The organism is Collinsella sp. CLA-JM-H32B (genome assembly GCF_040098065.1).
GTDB lineage: Bacteria > Actinomycetota > Coriobacteriia > Coriobacteriales > Coriobacteriaceae > Collinsella.
This window is the reverse complement of record NZ_JBBNNA010000004.1, coordinates 147826-162660: the sequence shown is the minus strand read 5'-3', so window position 1 is coordinate 162660 and position 14835 is coordinate 147826. Positions and strand designations below refer to the sequence as shown.

At 59.2% G+C, this 14835-nt stretch carries 11 protein-coding genes; 6 read left to right on the top strand and 5 right to left on the bottom strand.

The annotated features are described in order from the left end of the window. Positions 1-661: 661 nt before the first annotated feature. The 5 genes from ppk1 to AAA138_RS04485 all read left to right on the top strand — a co-directional run bounded on the left by ppk1 (position 662) and on the right by AAA138_RS04485 (position 6991). A complete protein-coding gene (gene ppk1 / locus AAA138_RS04505; protein ID WP_349089704.1) occupies positions 662-3235 on the top strand; it encodes a polyphosphate kinase 1 in 2574 nt (857 codons plus the stop codon). A 98-nt stretch (positions 3236-3333) separates the two neighbouring features. Continuing rightward, a complete protein-coding gene (gene rlmD, locus AAA138_RS04500) occupies positions 3334-4662 on the top strand; it encodes a 23S rRNA (uracil(1939)-C(5))-methyltransferase RlmD (RefSeq protein ID WP_349089703.1) in 1329 nt (442 codons plus the stop codon). A 105-nt stretch (positions 4663-4767) separates the two neighbouring features. Then, positions 4768-5310, top strand: a complete 543-nt coding sequence (locus AAA138_RS04495) for a DJ-1 family glyoxalase III (RefSeq protein ID WP_055287259.1) — start codon at positions 4768-4770, stop codon at positions 5308-5310. Further along, positions 5307-5888: a Maf family protein gene (locus tag AAA138_RS04490; RefSeq protein WP_055287257.1), complete on the top strand. Its 582-nt coding sequence runs from the start codon at positions 5307-5309 to the stop codon at positions 5886-5888. Before AAA138_RS04495 ends, AAA138_RS04490 begins: the two co-directional genes overlap by 4 nt. 101 nt (positions 5889-5989) lie before the next feature. Beyond that, a complete protein-coding gene (locus AAA138_RS04485; protein WP_349089702.1) occupies positions 5990-6991 on the top strand; it encodes a P1 family peptidase in 1002 nt (333 codons plus the stop codon). Positions 6992-7241: 250 nt separating this feature from the next. Here the strand turns inward: AAA138_RS04485 and AAA138_RS04480 are convergent, their stop codons facing one another. Together AAA138_RS04480 and glf are read right to left on the bottom strand one after the other, a co-directional pair. Then, positions 7242-8273, bottom strand: a complete 1032-nt coding sequence (locus tag AAA138_RS04480; RefSeq protein WP_349089700.1) for a glycosyltransferase family 2 protein — start codon at positions 8271-8273, stop codon at positions 7242-7244. After that, positions 8266-9468, bottom strand: a complete 1203-nt coding sequence (glf, locus tag AAA138_RS04475) for a UDP-galactopyranose mutase (RefSeq protein ID WP_006234295.1) — start codon at positions 9466-9468, stop codon at positions 8266-8268. The genes AAA138_RS04480 and glf overlap by 8 nt, the downstream gene beginning before the upstream one ends. Positions 9469-9699: 231 nt before the next feature. Between glf and pta the strand changes: the two genes are divergently transcribed. Next, complete coding sequence (pta, locus tag AAA138_RS04470; protein WP_006234296.1) at positions 9700-10680, top strand: phosphate acetyltransferase; 981 nt, start codon at positions 9700-9702, stop codon at positions 10678-10680. Positions 10681-11025: 345 nt separating this feature from the next. Here the strand turns inward: pta and AAA138_RS04465 are convergent, their stop codons facing one another. From AAA138_RS04465 to AAA138_RS04455, 3 genes are all read right to left on the bottom strand, one after another. Next, a complete protein-coding gene (locus tag AAA138_RS04465) occupies positions 11026-12204 on the bottom strand; it encodes an acetate kinase (RefSeq protein WP_349089699.1) in 1179 nt (392 codons plus the stop codon). 164 nt (positions 12205-12368) lie between these two features. Then, entirely contained in the window at positions 12369-13547 is a 1179-nt protein-coding gene (locus AAA138_RS04460; RefSeq protein ID WP_128620453.1) for an acetate kinase, read from the bottom strand. A 120-nt stretch (positions 13548-13667) separates the two neighbouring features. Next, the gene (locus tag AAA138_RS04455) at positions 13668-14828 is read right to left on the bottom strand and encodes an MFS transporter (protein ID WP_349089697.1); all 1161 of its coding nucleotides are present in this window, start codon (positions 14826-14828) and stop codon (positions 13668-13670) included. Between the last annotated feature and the right edge of the window lie 7 nt (positions 14829-14835).

Below are 14835 nucleotides of genomic sequence, written 5' to 3'. Positions count from 1 at the left end.
CGAGCTCGTCGGGCGGCAGGTTGAGGAGCTCGTCGCCGGGACGGTGCAGGCAGACCTTCCTGAGCTTGCCGATCTCGGAAGGCACGTGCAGACCTTTCGTCATGGCCTCCTACCTTTCTTTCGGGCCTTACTGGCCGAATGTATCAGCGCCCCTCCGTATGGGACGCTGCTTGCTGACAGCTCTAGTTATATCCAAAAACCACCCGCAATTCCACCTCGCCCCCGAACGGTCAGCAAAGTGCGATGAACGGTATATCGCATATGATTCCCCCATGATGCACTTCAGTTCTCTAAAGCAGGTTTTCAAAGGTAATCGTTCTTTTTTCTAAGGAATTGAGCAAGATTGCACAAATAATTTCATGTTTAGGAATTGCATAGCTAAAACTGTTTTCTGCATATATATGTCGTCTGTCCATGATTCAATTTGGATTCGATTATATTCAGCTAGCAATCATTCTTATTCATACATCCTCATCAGTTGAGTATGGATATAGATTGTTTTCAAAACGAGTTGAGCAGTTAGTTGCATGCCTTGACAGCGTAAGGAGTAGGTTAAGATACCGTTCGCACAATACGTCCGTGCCACAAGTCGACTAAATTGAGACAATAGTGGATAGTGTTAGGCTACCGTCCCCTGCGGGGACTGAACGGACAGATGCATATGCCGAGCAAAATCGAAAAAAAGCAAGCCGCCGCAAAGCTGCGCAAACCGCCGCGCGACTTCTCGTACACGCAGAACCGAGAGCTCAGCTGGCTACGCTTTGACAACCGTGTGCTCGACGAGGCTTTTGATGAGTCCGTGCCGCTGTTCGAGCGCCTTAAGTTCGTCTCGATCTTCGAGTCCAACCTCGATGAGTTCCTTATGGTGCGCGTGGGTGGCCTGTCCGACCTTGCCGAGCTCAAAAAGCAGCCTGTCGACAACAAGAGCAATATGACCGCCTCCGAACAGGTCGATGCTGTCATGGCCGAAATGCCCGGGCTCCTTACCCGTTGGGAGTCCATCTTTAAGAGCATCGAGGGCAAGCTCGACACCTTGGGCGTTCACCGCGCCCGCATCAATTCGCTTACGCCCGAGGAGCGCACCTTTGTAACCCGCTACTTCCAGGCCTACGTGTCGCCGGTCATCTCGCCGCTGGTCATCGATCCTCGCCACCCCTTCCCCAACCTACGCAATGGCGCGCTCTATCTGGCCTGTGGTCTGGACGGCGCCACCGACGAGGAGAGCCTGCTGGGCCTTATCGAGATTCCCGCCTCGATGAACCGCGTGGTCGAGATCCCCTCGCCCACCGGCACCTACTCCTACATCTTGCTCGAGGACGTCATCCTCGCCTGCCTGGACAGCTGCTTTGGCTCCTATAAACCGCTGGATCGTGCGCTGATCCGCGTCACCCGCAACGCCGACATCGATCCGGACGGGGAGGGCGTCGAAGAGGAAGAGGACTACCGCCAGCACATGAAGCGCATTCTCAAGAAGCGCCTGCGCCTGCAGCCGGTAGTGCTCGCGGTCTCGGGGTCGCTCGAGAAGGCGACGCTCAAGACTATCCGCAAGGCGCTCGAGCTTTCGCGCCGCTCTGTCTTTACCTGCGATATCCCGCTCGACCTGGGCTACGTCTTTGGCATTGAGGGCAAGATTCCCGAGCACCTGCGCAACGAGCTGCTCTTTACGCCGTTTAGGCCGCAGCCCAATCCCACCATCGACATGACCCGCTCCATCCGCGAGCAGGTGCTGCAGCACGACAAGCTGCTCTTTTATCCCTACGAGGCCATGAACCCCTTCCTGGATCTGGTGCACGAGGCCGCCTACGACCCCGAGTGCATCTCGCTGCGCATCACGCTCTACCGCGTGGCCAAGCAGAGCCGCCTGTGCGAGTCGCTGATCGATGCTGCCGAGAACGGCAAAGAGGTCACGGTGCTCATGGAACTTCGTGCCCGCTTTGACGAGCAGAACAACATCGAGTGGGCCGAGCGTCTGGAAGAGGCAGGCTGCACCGTCATCTATGGTTCCGAGGGCTTTAAATGCCACTCAAAGATCTGCCAGCTCACCTATCGCGAGGGCATGGCGCTAACGCGCCTCACGCTTTTGGGCACCGGCAACTTTAACGAGAAGACGGCCAAACTCTACAGCGACTTTATGCTCATGACAGCCCATCCCGGCATCGGCGAGGACGCCAACCTGTTCTTCCGCAATCTGTCGCTGGGCAACCTGCGCGGCGACTACCGCTTCCTGGGTGTGGCGCCCGTCGGACTGAAACCGCTCATCATGCGCGGGCTTGACCGCGAGATCCAGCGCGCCCTTGCCGGCGAGCCCGCCCGCGTGTTCTTTAAGCTCAACTCGCTGACCGACCGCGAGGTTATCGACAAGATCGCCGAGGCATCGTGTGCCGGCGTGCGCGTAGACATGATCATCCGCGGCATCTCGTGCCTCAAGCCCGGTGTTCCGGGCAAGACCGAGAACGTACATGTCCGCTCCATCGTCGGACGCTTTTTGGAGCACGCCCGTGTTTACGCTTTTGGCGTGGACTCGGACATGATTTACCTGAGCTCGGCAGACATGATGACACGTAACACCGAGCACCGCGTGGAGATCGCCTTCCCTGTGCTCGACCCCACCTGCCGCGCCCTGGTACACGAGTACATGGGCATGCAGCTGCGGGACAACGTGAAGGCCCGCAGCCTCACGAGCGACGGCACCTGGGTCCCCGTGGAGCGTGCAGAGGGTGAGAAACCCTTCAACTCGCAGGAGGCTCTGCTGGAGCGCGCCTATCGCAACGCCGAGGCCGCCGCGCAACAGCGCGCACAGGAGAAGGAACGCGTAGCCGAGGAGGCTATTCAGGCCGAGGTTGAACATGGGGCAGCTGCCAAACCGAAAGCGGTTGCCGCTCCCCCGGTGAATGAGCCCGAGGCTGCCGCAGAGCCCGCCGTGGAGAAAGCGCCCGCGCCCGCTACCGCGACTCCGGGGCCCGCCGCCGAGGCAAAGCCCGCCCCTGCTCCTGAGCCGCAGCCGGCCGCACCCGAGGTTCAGAAGGTCCAGGCGACCGTCATTGAGCCCGAGCCTGCACCTGTACCTCGGCCCGAGCCTCAGGTCACCAAGCCCGCACCCGAGACGAGTGCCCGTCGCGATAAGCCCGCTGGCAAGACCAAGGCCATCGAGCGCCATCGCCCCGGCCGCGTGCGCATGGGTCTGGGCCTGATCGGCCTGGGTCTTAAGACGCTCATTACCGGCAAGACGAAATAGTCGTTTGTAGAAGCAGTTTGTAGAAGCGCCCCGCATTTGAGGAAAGCCTCGGATGCGGGGCGCTTTTCCCTGCTACCATGGTGCGAACAACAACGCGAATGACAGGCAGGAATATGAAGCTCACTATAGAATCGATGACCTACGGCGCCGACGGGCTGGCGCACGCCGACAACGGCAAGGCCGTCTTTGTGCAGGGTGCCGTGGCAGGCGACATCGTCGAGGCCGAGGTCGTACAGGACGGCAAGTCGTTCATGCGCGCCCGCACCACCGAGATTCTGGAGCCAAGCCCCGATCGCATTCAGCCTCCCTGCCCCTTCGTGGGCATCTGCGGCGGCTGCTCGTGGGGCAATCTCTCACGCACGGCACAGCTCGCCGCCAAGGAGCAAAACCTGCGCTCCACGCTCGAGCGCATCGGCAAGTTCGCTCCTGAGCAGGTCGATGAGTTGGTACAGCCCATCTGCCACACCAAGGACGACTGGGGCTACCGCAATAAAATCGAGCTCGAACCGACCGTCGTCAACGGTCGCGTGCGCCTTGGCATGCACGGTGTCGACCCCAGCAAAATCGTGACCGTCGATACGTGCCCGCTGTTCGATAAGCGCTTCCCGAAGGCGCTCAAATCGGTCGTCGGCGCGCTCAACTATCTGAGCGGCAGCCACGACCTGGGCCTCGAGCGCGTGGGCATTCGCGCCTCGCGCCGCACCAAGGCGCTCGAGGTCGCTCTCTGGACGCCTACGGGCTCCTTCCCGCGCTCGCAGGTCTCCCGCGTGCTGGCAGACGCCGCACACCCCACGAGCATCGTGCGCGTGATGAGCAAGGGCGAAAAGAAGGCCCGCCGTGTCTCCAAGGTCGAAATGCTCGCCGGAGAGGGCTCATGGACCGAGAATATCGCCGAGGGTCAGATGCGCTTGTCTGCCCCGTCTTTTTTCCAGGTCAACACCAAGGGTGCCGAGATTTTGATCGAGCTTGTCATGGAGGCGCTCGATCCGCAGGAAGACGAGCTTGCCGTGGACCTGTACTGCGGTGCCGGCACCTTTACCCTGCCGCTCGCCCGCCGCTGCGACTTTGTCGCTGCCGTCGAGGCCTACGGCCCCGCCGTGCGCGATCTACGCCGTAACCTGGAAATCAACAAGCTTGATAACGTCGACGTCATTGGCGGAGACGCGGTGCGCGAGTTCCCCGACCAGGACGCCGATGTCCTAGTAGTCGACCCGCCGCGTGCAGGCCTAGCGCCTGAGGCCATCGACCTCATCGCCAGCACAAGCGCTCGCGATGTCGCCTATGTGAGCTGCGACCCGGCCACCCTGGCGCGCGATCTTAAACGCTTTGTCGAGGAAGGCACTTTCTCTCCCATCAAGATCACACCGGTCGACCTATTCCCGCAAACCTTCCACTGCGAAACGGTCGTCCACCTCAAGCGCAACTAGCCGCTTAATCATTGCTCAGAAAATCATTGGGAAATCGAGCGTGGCAAGCGGAGGTCTTCGGGGTATAAGACGGCTAATTGTATGCCGCCTATGAAAGGAACCCTCATGCCCAGCGTTGCCGTTCTCGCCGCCGATGGCTTTGAAACTATTGAATGCTTGACCATGGTCGATGTTATGCGTCGCGGCGGCGTGCGTGCCACGCTCGTCTCGATTATGCCCACGCGTGAGGTCGTAAGCTCGCTGCAGATCCCCGTGACCTGCGATGCACTCTTTGATGAGATCAACTTTGACGAGTACGACTGCGTCGTGCTGCCCGGCGGCCTGCCCGGTGCCACCAACCTGCGCGCAGATCAGCGCGTCTGCGACGTAGTCTGCGAGTTCGCCGCGACCAAGCACGTCGCCGCCATCTGCGCCGCCCCGTTTATCCTGGGCGAGCTCGACCTGCTCGAGGGGCGCCATGCCACGTGCTTCCCTGGCTTTGAGAAAAGCTTCCCCGAAGGCGCCTATACCGGCGAGAAGGTTACGCAAGACGGCAACATCATCACCGCTAGCGGCATGGCCCAGTCGCTCCCCTTTGCGCTTGAGCTGCTGCGCACGCTCGCCGGCGACAAGGCCGTCGAGAAAGTCGCCGAGGGCATTCAGCTATGATTTTGGCTTCGCAATCACCGCGCCGCATCGAGTTGATGCGCGAGGCGGACTATGACATTCGCATCATTCCTGCCGATATCGACGAAACGCCGTTTGATGGCGAGGCCCCGCTTACGCTCGTTGAACGCTTAGCACGCGCAAAAGCCGCCGCCGTTGCCGCCGAGCATGCCGAGCCCAATGAGCTAACGGTCGCGGCCGACACCATCGTCACCTTTGACGGCAAGATTCTGGGCAAGCCGGCAACCGAGGACGAGGCGCGCACCATGCTCCGTGAGCTTTCGGGCCGCACGCACCAGGTCGCAACCGGCGTCTGCATCGTTAAGGCAGGCAATACGGCCGCCCCGCATGCCGCCGAGAGCCTGTCCTTTGTCGATGTGACCGACGTGACGTTCTACGAGCTCACCGACGAGCAGATCGAGCGCTACGTCGCCTCGGGTGAGCCCATGGACAAGGCCGGCGCCTACGGCATTCAGGGCACAGGCGGACGCATGCTCGTGCACGATATTTCGGGCGACTTCTATAACGTGGTGGGCCTACCCATCGCCCGCGTCGCGCGCGCGATTCAAAAACTCTCGTAATTGCATCTGGCGCTGGGTATTCCCCAGCGCCTACAATTTTGGCGTACCGTACGGATCCCGACCGGGCACAAGGCGCGGCGGAAAACCGATAGGAGTTAAACATGGATACACTGCTCGAGGCCATTGACGTCTGCGATGTCGATGGCTTTTGCTATGGCAACTATACGGACGAGGAGGCCGGCACCGGTTGCACCGTAATCGTGGCACCCGAGGGCGCCACCGGCGGCGTTGACGTTCGCGGCGGTGCTCCAGCATCGCGCGAAACCGACCTGCTGCGACCCGAGAACACCGTCGACAAGGTCCACGCCGTCTGCCTTTCGGGTGGATCGGCCTTTGGCCTCGAGGCTGCAAGCGGCGTCGCTCGCGAGCTTGAGAGCCGCGGCATCGGCCTTCCCGTCGGCCCCACGCAGGTGCCCATCGTGTGCTCCAGCTGTATCTTCGACCTCGCCTTTGGTAACCCCATCGTTCGCCCCGACATTGAGGCCGGCATCGCCGCCGTGCGCGAAGCACTCGACAACACCCCCACCAAGCTCGAACAGGGCAACGTGGGCGCCGGCACGGGCGCTACCGTGGGTAAGCTCATGGGGCCTGCCACCTGCATGAAGGCCGGCCTTGGAGCTGCCGCCGTGGCACTCGGCCCCATCAAGGTGGGCGCCGTGGTCTCGGTCAACGCCTGCGGCAACGTTGTCGACCCCTTCACCGGCGAGTGGGTCGCCGGCATGCGCGCCGCAGCCGATAGCGACCAGATCGTCGACATGGAACTCGCAGCCTTTGCCGCCGCCGGATCCATGCAGATGCCGCTCGACCGCACCAACACCACCATCAGCTGCATCGTCACCAACGTGGAACTCACTAAGGCACAAGCCACCAAGGTCTCCCAGATGGCCGCAGACGCCTACGCACACGCCATCCGCCCCACACACACCACCAACGACGGCGACACCATCTACACCCTCGCCAGCGGCAAACTGGGCGCCCAGGCAAGCGCCGCCGTTCCCCTAGACCTGCTGGGCATGCTCGCCGTAAGGGCCCTGGAAACCGCCATCGTAAACGGAGCCAAAACCGCCAAAACCTCCCACGGAATCCCAGGTGCTGCGAAGTAATCTCACTCGACCGACTACCAACTAATATTTTTTCAGCCCAGGCCCCTGTGTACCGCGCGTCGAAGATCTTCAAATTCAAATAACCTGACAATCGATTCTTATAGCAGAGGCCCCTTGGCCTTTAGTTTGATACAAGTTCCGCACGAGCCGGAAAGCACTTAATGTGCTTTCCGTGCGAGCAGGACTGTTCGCAGTAGCAAACTAAAGGCCAAGGGGCCCAGTCAACCTATCAGCAGCGATTACTCGGCAGCTAGTTGAATTTGAAGATCTTTGAGGCAAGACGGTATAGGCCGAGTGTGGTTTTGTCTCCGGCCCGTCCGCGCAGATTGGTGAAGAACCCGACCACGCCGTAGCGGGCACGACGATACATGCGCTCGTCGTAGGCCTTCAAATCATTCCACAGCGTCTTTAGGCGCTCGTCGGCGCAATCTTCCTTGGAAAGCTTGGTGAGCACCGAGCAGATCGCCATCATCATGGTGAAATAGCCCATCATGTACGAGCGCAGACGCGACGACTCAACATCGCTGTACAGGTGGTACGACTCCATCATGATGCGCGTCACACGGAACTGCTGGTCCAGACGCTTGACCATCGTGGCCTCGTTGACACTCTGGCCCTCGCGACCGATAAAGTAGCGATAGAGGTCGATGTCGGCGTAGTACATGGTCTTGCAACGCGGCAGCGGCACGTAGGCGTAGATGTTGTCCACATAGAACGTGTGCGGCGGCATGGGAAGGTTGGACTCGCGCAGCACATCCGTGCGATAGCACAGGCTGTGCATGAGTAGGTTCTGGTCCAGGCGGAAATGACCGATCTGATCCCAGGAAAAGATCTTTTTGCGCGGCAGGGCAAATTTGTAGCCAATAGCGGTATGCGTGCCCTCGTAAACCTTCTCGTACACGTAGTTCGAGATAAACAGGTCAACGCGCTGGTCACGCTCTTCAAAGCCACGCAGAATCGACAGCATAGTCGAAAGAGCCGCAGCATCGAGCCAGTCATCCGAGTCGACGACCTTGTAGTAGGTGCCCTGTGCCTCGCGCAGACCCGAAAGGACGGCAATACCGTGGCCGCCGTTCTCCTGGTGCACCGCGCGAATGATACCGGGATAACGTGCCTCCCACTCGTCGGCCTTATCGGCCGTCTCGTCCTTGGAGCCGTCGTCCACTACGATAATCTCGATATCGGTGGCGTAATTGCTCCCCTCCAAGATGGAGGTGATGCAATGGTCCATGTCCTTGGCGGCGTTATACGAGGGAATACCGAATGTTATGACTTTATGCATGGCAGGCGATAATCTCATCCGAAAGATCGAGGGCGGAATTGGTCACAGCGTCCATATCGTAGTAACGATACTCGGCCAGACGACCCACCGGGTGGAAGTTCGTCAGGTTCTGGACGCGCTCAAGATAGCGCTCATAGAGCTCACGGTTCTCGGGCTCAAGAATGGCGTAGTACGGCGTCTCGCCCGAGCCGGGCGTATAGGCCTTGGAATACTCCTTCATGATGGTGGTCTTGCCGGGCAGGATCTGACCGGTCATGTTCTTGAACTCGGTAATGCGCGTGTAGTCCTCGCTCGTGGTGTAGTTGACGGTGCCCACGGGCTGGAACTGGTCCATATCGAGCGTCTCGAACTTCATATCGAGCGTGCGGTACGGCAGCGCGCCCAGGTCGAGGTTGAACAGCTCGTCGAGTGGACCGGTGTAGACGATCTCGCCGCCATAGACCTTGCCGTCGATCTTGACGGTAGTCTCGTCGATCTCAAAGAGATCGCGGGCGTCCACGTCGCAGAACACGTCGATTAGGTCGTGGTCGAGCATGTGCTCAAAGAGCGCCGTGTAGCCCTCCTGCGGCATGCCCTGGAAGGGAGCTTGCGGGAAGTAGCGGTCATCATCACCCACAAAGACGGGAACGCGGCCGGTGATCGAGGGGTCGATCTGATCGGGCGTCTGGCCCCACTGCTTCATGGTGTAATGCAAAAAGACGTTCTCGTAGACATAATCGGCGACCTCGGCCAAGTCGGGGTCGTTCTTCTTACGAAGCTCCATAATGGGCACCTTGACATCCTTGCCAAAGGTCTCCACGAGCTTCTGATACAGCTCCTCGCCGCGCTCGTCACCAAAGGCGAGCTTGAGACTCGCATGGTTGAAGGGCACGGGCATAAGGGTACCGTTGATGTTGGCGAGCACCTTGTGCTGATAATCCGTCCACTTGGTAAAGCGCGACAGGAAATTGTGCACGCGCTCGTTAAAAGTGTGATAGATATGCGGACCGTACTCGTGGATCAGGATTCCGGCCTCGTCAGTGCAGTCATAGGCATTGCCCGCAATGTGGCTACGGCGCTCCAAAACGGCAACACGATAGCCGATGGTCTCGGCAAGACGGCGGGCACAAACGGCACCGGCATATCCGGCACCGACGACAATCATGTCGTACGCGCCGGCGTTAAAGCCTTCAGGCAGGCCTGAGGTAATCTGCATCGATACTCCTTGTCAAAAGCCACGGGCTCGTTAGCTGGGCTTTTCTCGAACATTCTTCGAGACATATTTATCAGAGCGATTATAGCGCTAATGCGTCCTATAATGAGCTTGCCACACAAGGAAAGCTCAAGCACAGCGGCGAACATAATTGAAAGGTAGACCCGCTAGCAGCGGGTTTATTCGTGAACAGCCGGGCGCCTGGAGCTTAGCGAAACGCTTGTAAGGAGTAACATGAGTGATTTCCTAAACCGTATGAAGTCTGCCGCCAAGGCCGACCTTAAGACGATCGTCCTGCCCGAGGGCGAGGATCCGCGCACTATCGTCGCGGCCACCAAAATCATCGAGGAGGGCCTGGCAAAGATCGTCATCCTGGGCAACCCCGACGAGATCAACGTTCCCGGCGCTACCGTTATCGACCCACGCAATGCCGAGAAGCACGAGGAGTACGCACAGAAGTTTGCCGAGCTCCGCGCCAAGAAGGGCGTTACCATCGAGCAGGCTCGCGCCCAGGTGATGGACGCCACCTACTTTGGCACCATGATGGTCAAGATGGGCGATGCCGACGGCCTGGTCTCCGGCGCCTGCCACTCCACCGCCGACACCCTGCGCCCCGCGCTGCAGATCCTCAAAACCGCCCCGGGCACCAAGCTGGTCTCGGCCTTCTTCGTGATGTGCACCGACACCCCGCAGTTCGGCACCGACGGCACGCTGATCTTCGCCGACTGTGGTCTCAATATCAACCCGTCCTCCGACGAACTCTCCGAGATCGCCATCGCCTCCGCTCACTCCTGGTCCACCTTCATGGGCAACGTTGAGCCGCACGTGGCCATGCTCTCCTACTCCACCATGGGTTCCGCCGGTGGCGAGGTCGCCAAGAAGGTCCAGGAGGCCGTGAAGTTCTGCAAGGAGAAGGCTCCCGAGCTCGCCATCGACGGTGACCTGCAGCTCGATGCTGCCATCGTCCCCACCGTCGCCCAGCTCAAGGCTCCCGGCTCCTCTGTCGCCGGCAAGGCCAACGTGCTCGTATTCCCCGACCTCGAGGCCGGCAACATCGGCTACAAGCTGGTCCAGCGCTTCGCCGGCGCCGACGCCTACGGCCCCATCCTGCAGGGCATCGCCAAGCCGGTTAACGACCTTTCGCGCGGCTGCTCTGCCGACGACATCGTGGGTGTCGTGGCCATCACCGCCGTCCAGGCTCAGATGGCTGAGTAGCGTACTGATCCGCTCGGGACCCTACAGGGTAAAGCTCTGAAAACGTCCTCAGGCATGCGAGAAGCCCCGCTGCGCACTACGTGCGGCGGGGCTTCTCGCGCCTTGCGGATTGTTTTCAGAGCTTTACCCTGTAGGGTCCCTGCCGCTACGTGGTGCTCAGGGAATCTGGAGTGGACGGCGGCTTGGCTACGAATTGGGGCTGAAAATCTGAACGGATGGGTGTCGTTGCTGGGAGCGCAGGCGTTGCTGGTGGCAATCACTTTGGGACTCGGATTTCCGCTTGCTAGCAAAAAGGCCTCCGGAGCTGTTGCTCTGGAGGCCTTTTTTCAATTACAGACGAATGCGTTAGCTGTTCTTGGTCAGACGCTCGACGTCGTGGGCGATCATGTATTCCTCGTCGGTGGGGATGACCATGACCGTGACGGAAGAGCCGGCGGCGCTGATGACCTGCGGGCCGTTACCCACGGCCTCGCGGTTCCTGTTGTTGTCGATGCGCACGCCCAGCCACTCGAAGCAGTCGCAGAAGGCCTTGCGGATCGACCAGTCGTTCTCGCCGATGCCGGCGGTAAAGGTGATGGTATCCACGCCCGCCATAGAGGCAATCATGGAACCGGCCTGCTGCATAGCCTTGTAGGCGAACATATCGAAGGCGAGCAGGCAGCGCTCGTCGCCCTCGGAGGCGCGTGTACGGATGTCGCGGGCGTCGTTGGAGATGCCCGAGATGGCAAGCAGACCAGACTGCTTGTTCATCATGTCGTCGACTTCCTGGTAGCTGTAGCCGCCCTCGCGCTGGAGGTAGCACACGGTGGCAGGGTCAATGGAACCACAACGGGTGCCCATCATCAGGCCGTCGAGCGGCGTGAGCCCCATCGTGGTGTCGCGGCAAACGCCGTCCTCAATGGCGGCGAGCGAAGCGCCGTTGCCCAGATGGCACGAAAGCAGACGGTGGCAGCACGAGCCCAGAATCTCCTTTGCCATCATCCACTCGTAGCGGTGGCTCGTACCGTGGGCACCGTACTTTCGCACGTGGTACTTGTCGCACACGTCCTTGGGCAGCGCGTAGGTGTAGGCGACCTCGGGCATGGTCATGTGGAACGAGGTATCGAAGACGGCGACGTTGGGCAGCTCCGGATACTTCTCGCGGCAATACTCGATTGCTGCGGCCTCGCCGTAATTGTGCAGCGGGGCGAGCGGGGCCACCTCAAGGATCTTAGCCATGACCTCGTCGTCAACAACTGCGGAATCATCGAAGTGCCAGCCGCCCTGAACGATACGATGCCCAATGCCATCGATCGTAAAGTCGGTCTTCTCGAGCTCCTCGAGCACGCGAGCGATAGCAGAGCGATGATCGGGGAAGGGAACCTCCTCGGTCTGCTTGGCGCCACCGTTCTCGGAGTGGCCAAAGATACCCATGTCCGAGCCGATACGCTCGCAGTTGCCCTTGGCGAAAACCTCGCGGGTATCGGTATCCAGAAGCTGATATTTAAGGCTTGAGCTGCCGGCGTTGACAACAAGTACGTTCATGAGACTCCTTCGTGATTACAGTACGGTCGGCAAACCTATAAGACGGCCGTACCTTTAATAAGAAGTTATCAGAATTCAATAAATATCTATTAAGCTCTTCGCCCAAAGAGCATAAAAGGGGGCTGAACGGCACAAGGCCATCCAGTCCCCTCCCCTTGCATCAATTACTTGCCGCTGACGATGCGCTCGACGTCGGAGGCGATCATGAACTCCTCATCCGTGGGGATGACGAAGATCTTGACCTTGGAATCCTTGGCGGACAGGCACCAAGCGCCGTCGCCGCGCAGGGCGTTGCGGGCATGGTCCATCTTGACGCCCATAAAGGCCAGACGGTCGGCCACGCCAGCGCGAACGGCCGGAGCGTGCTCGCCGATGCCGGCGGTAAAGACCAGGGTGTCCATGCCGCACATGGAAGTGGCCATCTCGGCGGCCTTGGCGGCAATCTTGTAGACGAACATGTCGAAGGCGAGCTGGGCCTCGGGGTCGCCGGCAGCGGCGAGCTCCTCAACGTTGCGGCAGTCGTTGGTCTTGCCGCCGGTCACAGCCAAAAGGCCGGACTTCTTGTTCATCATCTCGTCGACCTCGTCGAAGGTGTAGCCGCCTTCGCGCTGCAGGTAGCACACGGTAGCAGGGTCGATGGAGCCGCAGCGGGTGCCCATCATGACACCGTCGAGCGGGGTCAAGCCCATGGTGGTGTCCATGCACTTGCCGTCCTCGATGGCGCACAGGGAAGCACCGGAACCGATGTGGCACACGACGACCTTGCGAGCCTCGCCGTTGGTCATCTCGGCAACCTTCTTGGAGATGTAGCGGTAGCTGGTGCCGTGGGCGCCGTACTTACGGATGTGCAGCTTGTCGCAGACGTCTTTGGGCAGGGCGTAGGTCTTGGCGACCTCGGGCATATTGAAGTGGAAAGCAGTGTCGTAGACCGTGACGTTGGGCAGGTCGGGATACTGCTCCAGGCAGTACTCGATAACGTTGGCCTCGGGGTTGTTGTGCAGCGGGGCGAGCGGAGCGACCTCGCGGATCTTGGCGAGGACGTCCTCGTCGACGAGGGAGGAATCGCCGAAGTACCAACCGCCCTGAACGATACGGTGGCCGATGCCCTCGATCTTGACGCCGTTGGCCTCGAGGTCCTTCAGAACGACCTCGATGGCGACCTTGTGATCGGGGAACTCGATGTTCTCGGTCACCTTCTTGGAACCGTTTGCAGCGTGGGTGAAGGTACCGCCGGTAAAGCAGACGCGCTCGCAGGAGCCCTTTGCGGACACCTTGTGGGACTTGGTATCGATGACCTGATACTTAAGGGTCGAAGATCCTGCGTTGACGACCAGAACGTTCATGTGTCTCCCTACTAACAGGCGGTGTGGCGCCGCCAGGTTACATACGCTTCAATAATAAACCCAAACGCCCTCACGCTCGGGTTTATTGCGTTGATATATAAGTTATCGGTGCCCAAATACTCATGGCCTTTGACTTGTAAGACGAAAGAGCGCGGGGATATACACCAAAGAAGATATCCCGAGCGCTACAAGCAATATGACTCGAATGCCCGCGATGCTGCTCAGCACAGAGTTGAGCAGATAGAAAAGAACAGCACCCACCGCCACCATCTGGCTTTGAACCGAAATCAGTGAACAGCGCATCGATGAATCGACAGCATTTTGAAAAATTGAGTATTTAATTGGAGCAAATAACGAGTAGGCGACCGTCTGCAACACATAGAACACGGGCAGCAAATAGACCGGAGTAAAGGGAATCAAAAATAGAGCAGTCAGGGAAAGGCGCACGATGCCGCAAATACGCGCAAAACGGCCCTTGTCGACATGAGCAATCACACTGGGCACAATAAGCCCCATGGAGGCCGAGGCAAGGAGCTGGACCGCAATGATCACACCCGAAGCGACGGCATTCATTCCGCGACCCGCAAGCAACAGTGAGAAAAAGTCTTCCAGGGCGACAAAAGCAAATGCTTGAGAACAGTCCATGATGAACGCTGACCGAAGAATGCCATTACCCGCAATAGCAGCACCGATCATCTTCGGGCTAATTCCATGCTCAGGTGTCACCGCGGTGCCCTCTCTTCTCACCTCAGGAATACAGACAACGACAACCAATGTCAGCACCATTGCGATGATATCGACCGAAAGCCCAATGAGATACGCGCCAGCGGACGAAATGAAACCGCCCACACAAGCGGAGAGGGCATAAGACGCATAGAAGATGAATCGCTCAACGACATTAAGTCTTACGAGCTGGTCCTGAGAGACGCTGTCAATGTAAATCGCTTCTATGGATCCGCTCATACATGCAACGGCAAAACCTTTGAGAGCAAACGCGCCGATTAAAAGCAGAGGAGAACGGACGAGAAGCAGGGCGACATAGTATCCAAGCATCCCCACGACGCCAACGAGACCACTTGTCTTTCGTCCAAACCTATCGGCAATATAGCCAGTGGGAACTTCAAGGATGAACTTGCTCACTTGATATGCAATCATCATGCTAGAAATCGCCACCATCGAGAATCCGACGAATTCAAGGTAAACCGTCAGAAAATACAAAATGGTGCTGAAGTTCGACAGAAAAACGAACGTCATATAAAGCAAAATCGTACGATTGTTCATGCTCCGC